General features: G+C 69.8%; 2 protein-coding genes. One reads left to right on the top strand and one right to left on the bottom strand.

What is annotated here, in order from left to right; translation table 11 throughout:
- The coding region (locus ACIRS4_RS36125; protein ID WP_404204178.1) for an AMP-binding protein at positions 1-2,125 on the bottom strand (2,125 nt) is incomplete at its 3' end.
- 395 nt (positions 2,126-2,520) lie between these two features.
- Between ACIRS4_RS36125 and ACIRS4_RS36120 the strand changes: the two genes are divergently transcribed.
- Positions 2,521-3,711 (top strand): cytochrome P450, encoded by a 1,191-nt coding sequence (locus tag ACIRS4_RS36120; RefSeq protein ID WP_404204176.1) that lies wholly within the window; start codon positions 2,521-2,523, stop codon positions 3,709-3,711.
- Positions 3,712-3,844: the final 133 nt, after the last annotated feature.

Genomic DNA, 3,844 nt, shown 5'->3' with positions numbered 1-3,844 from the left:
CCCCCACCGACGGCTCCGCCACGAACGCCTCCAGCATCGACGGCACGAAATGCACCGTCGTCACCGCCCGCTCACGCACCACCGACGCCACATACGCCGGATCCCGATGCCCACCCGGCCGCGCCACCACCAACGCCGCACCCACCGACAACGGCCAGAAGAACTCCCACACCGACACGTCGAAACCGAACGGCGTCTTCTGCAACACCCGATCGCCCGCACCCAGACCGAACCGGTCCTGCATCCACCACAACCGGTTCACGATCCCCGCATGCGACACCACCACACCCTTCGGACGCCCCGTCGACCCCGACGTGAACATCACATACGCGGGGGACTCGGGACGGATCCGGACAGCCAGTGGTGTGTCATCGAGGTCTGCCAGGTCCGCGTCCTCCAGGACGACGAGCGTCGCGTCCGATGCCGGCACCGCCGACGCCGTGTCCGCGGAGGCCACGACGACCACCGGTGCGGCGTCGGCGAGCAGGTTCGTGGCGCGCTCGGCGGGGTGGTCGGGGTCGAGGGGCAGATACGCGCCGCCGGCCTTCACCACCGCGAGCAGCGCCACCACCATCTCGACACCGCGCTCCAGACACACCCCCACCACGGACTCCGGACCGACGCCCAGACCCGCCAGATGACGCGCCAACCGATCGGCACGAGCATCCAACTCGGCATAGGACAGCGACTCCTCGTCCGCGACCACCGCGACCGCCTCAGGCGTCCGCGCCGCCTGCGCCTCGAACAGCTCCGGCAGCGAACCGGACGGCACCTCGACCGCCGTGTCGTTCCACTCCACCAGCACCCGCCCGCGCTCCTGCTCGCCGAGGAGGTCCGCATGGGCGGCGAGCGCGGTGGGTTCGGCGTGGGCCAGCCAGTCGGCGACGTTCAGATAGCGCCGTGAGACCGCGGCGACCTCGTCCAGGTCGTGGACGTCCGGGTTGGCGTCGACGTTGATCTGCATGCCGCCGCGGTCGTAGACGTCGATGCGGAGGTTGTCGACGGGGCCGGTGGACAGGTTGTGCGTCACGGTGGGGCAGTCCCCGAACCGCAGGTCGTAGTCGAAGGCCATGACGTTGATGTGCAGCCCGCACAGATCACCGTCGGTGATCTTGAGGTCGCTGAGCATGTCCCGGTAGCGGTAGCGCTGGTGTTTCATGCCCTCGCGGATGGCGCGGGAGGTCTGGCGTACGAGGTCCTCGACGGTCGTCTGCGGCTCGATGCTCAGGCGCAGGGGCAGGATGTTGGAGGTCATCCCGGGGACACCGAGGGTGTGCCGGTCGCCGCGGGCACGCACAGGCAGGCCTACGGTGATCTCCCGCTCGCCGCTGACGCGGTGCTGGTAGAGCGCGGCTGCGGTGATCATCAGGCCGGGGAAGCTGGTCCTGAGGCGGCGTGCGCCGAGCTTGAGTTCGGTGGCCACGTCGGTGTCGACGTCGTCGGTGTGCCGCAGCGGGGCGCGCTGCGCGCGGCGGGACCTGTAGGCGTCGCCGCCGTCCAGGGCCGGGTGGCCGGCCAGGCGCTCGAGCCAGTACAGCCGGTCCTGCGTGTGCTTCGGCGAGGTCCGGTAGGCACGGTCGTCCTCGTGCAGGACGGAGAAGGGCGGCAGCGCTGCCTCGCCGGGATCGCGGCCCTCGAGGAGGGCGGCGTAGATCTCGGCGCCGCGGGCGGCCGCGACCACACCGCTCTGGCCGTCGAACACGACGTGGTGGACGCGTATGTACCAGTAGTGGAGCTCTTCTTCCAGCTTGATGATCGCGACGTTGTACAGCGACCCGCCCTCGAGGTCCACGGGGCGCGCCAGATCCGCGTCCATCCAGGCGCGGGCCGCGGCGCGCGGGTCGGCGTCGCCGCTGACGTCTACGGTCCGCACCGGGTAGTCGGCCGCGTCGTGCAGGTACTGCACAGGGGTGCCGTCGACGGTCTTCAGCCGCAGGCGCGCCGTCTCCGTCTCACGGACCCGCAGTTCGGCGGCGCGCACGAGCAGGGCGTGGTCGACCGGGCCGTGGATCTCCATGTACTCCGAGAGAAAGAATGACCGGTTTTCGGGGGCGAGTTGCTGCGCATACCAGATGCCGAGCTGTCCGCCCATCAATTCGACGAACTCACCCTCGTTCTTGGTCATGCCCACGCACTCCAATCGTTCGACTCGTCGACTGGAACAGCACGGGCTGCCTCAACCGGGGCACGCGCATGACCGCCCAGCTCCTGTTGCACAAAGCTGCGACCTGAGAATCCATGTTTATCGAGCACTGGCGCGGCGACCCACTATGACCCAGCCCCGGGTGGGGATCAATGCACGCCGGGCGGGCGTTCAACTGCGCGACCAGGGCAGTTGAACGGCTACACCACAGGTCGGGGACGAACCTTGACGGGATGTCACGATTTTTGGGACGGTGAATGACGCCTATAGCCGGAACGCGGTCGGCCGATCGCGTCGGGTCGATTCAGAACATCGCCCTCACGGCCAGATCGTGTATCGCCACACCGGCCCTCCCCCATTCACTGCGAGGCACCCGTATGCCCGATTCAGCGCCGCACATCAATCTGGTGGATCCGGAACTCTATTCCCATGGCGACCCCTTTTCGCAATGGGCCTGGCTGCGCGCCAACGATCCGGTGCACTGGCACCGGCCGGCGGAGCTTCCGGGTTTCTGGTCCCTGACGCGCTACCACGAGATCCGTACCGCCTACCGGGACGCGGAGACGTTCAGTTCGGCACAGGGCATTCTGCTGCGCCCGGCCGATCACGGGGCGGACCCGGGCGGTGGCCGGACGCTGGCCTTGACCGACGCTCCCCGTCACAGGCAGTTGCGCGGTCTGGTGGACGGCTGGTTCGCCGTCCGCTCGGTCCGCGCGCTCGAGGCGGAGATGTCCTCGATCGCCCGAGGGGTGGTCGACCAGGCGCTGGAGAGGGGCAGTTGTGACTTCGTCGCCGATGTCGCGGCCCGGATCCCGCTCTATGTGATCTGCAAGATGATGGGGGTGCCCGAGTCCGACTGGGAGCGCCTGTACGACCTGACGAGCCAGGCGTTCGCGGCGGGCGACCCGCTCGCGCGCCGCTTCGCGCATCTCGACATCCTCGGATACTTCGAGGAGCTGCAGGCCGACAAGGCCCGCAACCCGGGCGACGACCTGGTGAGCGTCCTTGCGACCGCGCAGGTGGAGGGCGAGCGGCTGAGCCCGGACGACGTGATTCTCAACTGCGACAACCTGCTGGTCGGCGGCACGGAGAACACCCGTATCGCCGCGGCCGGGGGGATGCTGGCGCTCCTGGAGCACCCCGAGCAGTGGCAGGCGGTGCGAGAGGATCCTGCGCTGCTGCCGTCAACGGTCGAGGAGGTGCTGCGCTGGACGTCGACGGCCACCCACATCATGCGTACGGCCGTGAAGCCGGTGCGGATCCACGACCGGCAGATCGAGGCCGGCGACAAGGTGGTGTTCTGGCTGCCGTCGGCCAACCGGGACGAGACGGTCTTCGAGGCTCCGGAGGTCTTCGACGTGCGCCGTGCCCCCAACCGTCACCTCTCGCTCGGCTTCGGCGAGCACTTCTGCCTGGGCAGCATGCTGGCGCGCGTCGAACTGCGTCTGCTGTACGGGGAGTTGGTGAAGCGGGGGGTGGACATCGAGCTGGACGGCGAGCCGAAGCTGCTGGCCTCGATCGTCGTGAACGGGCCCGAGCTGCTGCCGGTGCGGATGAAGGCCTCCTGAAGGCCGGCCGGAGCACGCGAGCGGGGGGGGCCCCCCCCCCGGCGCCCCCCCCCCCGGCGCCGCCCCCGCCCCCCCCCCCCCCCGCCCCCCCCCCCCCCCCCCCCCCCCCCCCCCGCCCCCCCCCCCCCCCCCC

The organism is Streptomyces sp. NPDC101166 (assembly GCF_044768125.1).
Taxonomy (GTDB): Bacteria; Actinomycetota; Actinomycetes; order Streptomycetales; family Streptomycetaceae; genus Streptomyces.
This window is presented reverse-complemented; position numbering and strand designations above follow the sequence as displayed.

Coding starts and splice junctions, on each gene's coding strand:
- ACIRS4_RS36120 (WP_404204176.1), top strand. CDS start 2,521: ATGCCCGATTCAGCGCCGCACATCAATCTGGTGGATCCGGAACTCTAT.